The sequence below is a fragment of the Vibrio sp. 10N.222.46.A1 genome, assembly GCF_041473595.1.
Lineage (GTDB): Bacteria > Pseudomonadota > Gammaproteobacteria > Enterobacterales > Vibrionaceae > Vibrio > Vibrio tasmaniensis_A.
In genome coordinates this window covers 1-4,688 of sequence record NZ_JBFRSN010000324.1, presented here as the reverse complement: position 1 = coordinate 4,688, position 4,688 = coordinate 1, and the positions used below count along the sequence as shown (strand labels likewise).

Annotated in this window: 4 protein-coding genes and 1 pseudogene; 3 read left to right on the top strand and 2 right to left on the bottom strand. The window is 43.2% G+C overall.

The features are described from left to right. The 3 genes and pseudogenes from AB4496_RS10690 to AB4496_RS10680 form a co-directional block, all read left to right on the top strand. Nucleotides 1-240 (top strand): annotated as a pseudogene (locus AB4496_RS10690) (porin family protein); the annotation flags it as partial. 497 nt (nt 241-737) lie between these two features. Further along, nucleotides 738-2,198: a sodium-dependent transporter gene (locus tag AB4496_RS10685; protein WP_009848987.1), complete on the top strand. Its 1,461-nt coding sequence runs from the start codon at nt 738-740 to the stop codon at nt 2,196-2,198. A 2-nt stretch (nt 2,199-2,200) separates the two neighbouring features. Continuing rightward, nucleotides 2,201-2,299 carry a methionine/alanine import family NSS transporter small subunit gene (locus AB4496_RS10680; RefSeq protein WP_009848986.1) on the top strand — a complete coding sequence of 33 codons (99 nt, stop codon included), beginning with the start codon at nt 2,201-2,203 and terminating at the stop codon, nt 2,297-2,299. Between the two features lie 59 nt (nt 2,300-2,358). Here AB4496_RS10680 and AB4496_RS10675 read toward each other — a convergent pair whose 3' ends face one another. Both AB4496_RS10675 and ptsG read right to left on the bottom strand, forming a co-directional pair. After that, on the bottom strand, nt 2,359-2,763 hold the full coding sequence (locus tag AB4496_RS10675; RefSeq protein WP_009848985.1) for a hypothetical protein: 405 nt from the start codon (nt 2,761-2,763) through the stop codon (nt 2,359-2,361). A 228-nt stretch (nt 2,764-2,991) separates the two neighbouring features. Continuing rightward, nucleotides 2,992-4,422: a PTS glucose transporter subunit IIBC gene (gene ptsG / locus AB4496_RS10670; RefSeq protein WP_009848984.1), complete on the bottom strand. Its 1,431-nt coding sequence runs from the start codon at nt 4,420-4,422 to the stop codon at nt 2,992-2,994. Nucleotides 4,423-4,688: the final 266 nt, after the last annotated feature.

Genomic DNA, 4,688 nt, shown 5'->3' with positions numbered 1-4,688 from the left:
GATGTAGACTGGGCAAAAGATAAGTATGGGTTCTCAACCTCTATCTTTGGTGGTTTAGAGTACAAATTTAGTGACCGATTAGCGTTAAACACACAACTACGTTGGTTAGGTACCGTTGTCGATAACGACACCTCCGGTGTTTGTAACATCCCAAGTAACGGGCAAGAGTGCATCATCCGCTTTGATACCGACTGGATGAACCAATTCCAAGCCAATGTCGGACTGAGTTTTACTTTCTAAGTATCGATGACCATCTCATACCAATAGAACCTCCGAATAGTTGGTCAGTTCAACTATAGAGTGTATGAATTTCAGTCATACGCTCTACTTTTAAATAAAGTCATATAACCTAATAAAACAGAAAAAATTAGACACATAAACCAATCAGAAAACCCCAAACCAATTCATACCTCTAAAATAACCATCATTTAACATCTTAAAGACCATAAGACCACAGTTATTAAACATACCTAATCTATTGCTTTAACCATTCTAACTAGGTAGGCTCATTAGCACGCATCAGCTGAATATTTCAGGTTATGCAAACACACATCAAACAATTAAGAATTATCCGCTGAGTTCTCCAATCGCTAACAACATAATAATCTAAACTTTTGCTTAATCACGGAAGATAAAGTAAACAGTCAAACCGTTTGCCTGTTTTAACTATCATCTCCTTACCAAGCACAGCGTGACGAGAAGCTTCATACCTCAGGGAAGTTGTAAAGGAGTTAAATATGAAGCGAGAACAGTGGGGATCCCGAGCAGGATTTATCCTTGCCGCAGTAGGATCTGCTATTGGTTTAGGAAACATTTGGCGTTTTCCATATATGGCTTATGAAAATGGCGGCGGTGCTTTTTTCATTCCATATCTATTTGCCATGCTTACGGCTGGTATCCCATTTATGATCCTAGAGTTCAGTATGGGTCAAAAATATCGTGGCTCTGCACCTGCAACCTTAGCGCGCATCAACTCAAAATTTGAGTGGCTTGGCTGGTTCCAAGTGGGTGTAGCGGCTGTCATCGCGGTCTACTATGTTGCCGTTATCGGTTGGGCAATTTCATACTTCGGTATGTCATTCAATCAAAGCTGGGGAACAGACACTAACGCATTCTTCTTCAGTGAATATCTAGCTCTAGGTGATAACTCACCGACGAACCTAGGTAGCATCCAATGGGGCATCGCTGGCGCAATGTTACTCGCTTGGGCAATCACTTATGCAGCTATCGTGGGTGGTGTTAAAGCTGGTATCGAACGTGCTTCTAAAGTAATGATGCCAGTGTTGTTCATAATGGTGATTTTGCTTATCGGACGCATGGTTTTCCTTCCTGGTGCTCTAGATGGTGTGAACTACATGTTCGAACCTGATTTCAGCAAGATCTGGGACGTAAAAGTATGGGCTGCTGCTTATGGACAAATCTTCTTCACGCTAAGTATCGGTTTTGCGATCATGCTGGCTTACTCAAGCTACCTGCCTGAAAAATCAGATATTACGAACAACGCGTTCATGACGGTTCTTATCAACTGTGGTTTCTCAATTCTTGCGGGTATTATGATTTTCTCTGTTCTTGGCTACATGGCTCAAGAACAAGGTAAACCATTAACTGAAGTTGTATCAGCAGGCGTTGGCCTTGCGTTTGTTACGCTACCTGCTGCGATTAATTTACTTCCAGCACCGTATATTCTGGGTCCACTATTCTTCTTTGCACTTGTTGTGGCTGGTTTAAGCTCTCATATCTCAATTATGGAAGCAGTAACATCTGCAATTATGGACAAGCTGAACTGGAGCCGTAAAAAAGCAGCAAGTATTGTTATTGGCGTTGGTGTTGTGGTGTCTATGGCATTTGCAACTAACGGCGGCCTACTTCTACTAGACCTAGTCGATCACTTCGCTAACAACGTCGGCATCATGGTAGGCGGATTCATTGAAATCCTTCTAATGGCATGGTTACTAAACAAAGTTAGCGATGTACGTGCGTACGTCAATGAGATTTCAGATTTCTCTATTGGCGTATGGTTTAACGTATGTTTACGCTTCGTCACTCCAGTTATGCTTGCAATCATTCTTGCAACAAAACTAAGCGCATTGTTTACAGACGGTTACGGTGGCTACGACCTGACTCTTGGTTGGGCAATGATCGCAGGATTACTAGCGATTGGCATTATCATAAATATGACAAGTAAGAAGGAAGCATAATCATGACAACGAGTGCGATTATTATGATGGTTCTTGGTCTTGGTATCACTTGGGGTGGTGCTGCAATTTGCATAAAGCGTGCAATGGACAAACAGAAATAACCTTATTTAAACCATTCAAAAATGCCAGCTACTAAGCTGGCATTTTTTTGTCTCATCACCTAGAACTTGTAGGTGATACCCAGTGCACCACCCACTTGTAATTCAACACCTTTATACATGTCGAGCTCAGGGTGAACTTGCACGTACGCATTCCAACCTTCGTAGAAATTCACTTTAATACCTAAAGGCAAACGTAAGCCAAAATCATTATTCCACTCAGCCCAAGCACCTGCACCGACATACCAACTCAACGGAGCTTCAGCCTCAAACTGACCACGCTTCAAAATGTAGTCAAATGCAGCACCGTCGTTGCCAATCGTGGCACGGTATTTCTGATCAAATTCGACAACGACACTCAGGTCTTGGTCTATGGCTAATCCAACTTCCAAATCTGGAGCTTCAGAAGCATGCACAAACGCGGCTCCGCTGCAGCACATAAGGCCGATCAAATAACGATGTTTCATAATATTCTCAGACTGTTTTTAAAAATGATAGTGTACTGGGTTCACAAAGAGAGGTGTCATCGCTAGGTAAAAGCGAACTGGTGCTCAAGGTTCGGTATCGGCCTTTAACACATAGAGTTGAGTAGAACTAGTTGAGTAAGAAGAGCTTAAGCGTGAGGATATTTTGCATATTGCAGAAAACAAAAAAGGAGGCCGTAAGGCCTCCTTTCAATTTATTGAATCAGCGAATTAACCGTTGTTACGGATCCACTCATCCATGTCTGTCTTAAGGTTGTCAGACTTAGTACCGAAGATAGCTTGTACGCCACCAGCAACTACAACAACACCTGCAGCGCCTAGTTTCTTCAGTTTGTCTTGGTCAACAAGAGCGGTATCAGCTACTGCAACACGTAGACGAGTAATACAAGCGTCAAGACCAGTGATGTTCGCTTTACCACCGAATGCAGCAACTAGCTCACCAGCAAGTTCAGAACCTGTAGCAACTACTTCTTCTTCAGATTCGTCTTCACGGCCCGGAGTTTTAAGGTCAAGTGCTTTAATCACAGTGCGGAATACGATGTAGTAAATTGCAGCGTAAGCAACACCACATACAACCATTAGACCCATCTTAGACGCGTTGCCAGATAGAACTAGGAAGTCGATTAGACCGTGTGAGAAAGATGTACCGTGTACAAAACCTAGAGTGTTCGCAAGAACGTATGCAGAACCAGCTAATAGAGCGTGGATTGCGTACAGTACAGGAGCAACGAATAGGAATGAGAATTCGATTGGTTCAGTGATACCCGTTAGGAATGAAGTCAACGCAGCAGAAGCCATGATGCCCATTACTTTAGCACGGTTTTCAGGTTTAGCTGAATGTGCAATCGCGATTGCAGCAGCAGGTAGACCGAACATCTTGAACATGTAACCACCAGCTAGCTGACCGAAGCCATTGCCCGCTGCACGAGATGCGTCATCAGCAACTAGGTAACAAGTAAGAACACCGTTTTGAGTTTCGCCAGCAGCATTTACACAAGTACCAGCTTCGAAGAAGAAAGGTACGTTCCAAACGTGGTGAAGACCAAATGGAATCAGAGAACGCTCAACGATACCGTAGATACCAAACGCCACTTGTGGGTTTTGGTGAGCAGCCCAATCAGAGAACGCAGAAATAGCGCCGCCAACTGGTGGCCATACTACAGATAGTAGGATTGCTAGACCAATCGCAGAGAAACCTGTGATGATTGGCACAGCACGCTTACCAGCGAAGAAGCCAAGGTACTCTGGTAGTTGAATACGGAAGAAACGGTTGAATGCCCAAGCAGCAACACCACCGACTAGGATACCACCTAGTACACCAGTGTCGATTTTATCAACGCCCATTACACCAGCCATTACGCCTAGTGTAGCAGTCATGATGCCGTAACCAACGATAGCAGCTAGACCAGCTACACCGTCGTTATTAGTAAAGCCAAGTGCTACGCCTACTGCGAACAGTAGTGCCATTTGACCGAATACTGAACCACCCGCTTGTTCCATTAAGTTTGAAACGATTTCTGGAATGAAAGGAAGGTCTGCTGCACCGACACCTAGCAAAATACCCGCAACTGGTAAAACTGATACTGGTAGCATCAGAGACTTACCAACTTTCTGCAGGCTAGCAAAAAGGTTCTTAAACATGTTTATGCTCCTGATAAAGATAAAATAATTATATGGGTCCTAACGGCACACCCCCGTAGCCTATATGTTAGCACCCAGTGAAAATGTAACCATGTATTGCATTATATTTTCTGCCGCTAAATATATATTGATGGGGAACTAACTTTCTAGTCACTTACGAAATTTAGTTTCAAAACACGTCTTGGATCACATGTCAAATATAGAAATGCAATGCTTTACAACCCACTAACTAACTGAAAAACAAACAAATTATAATCACCCTCTAT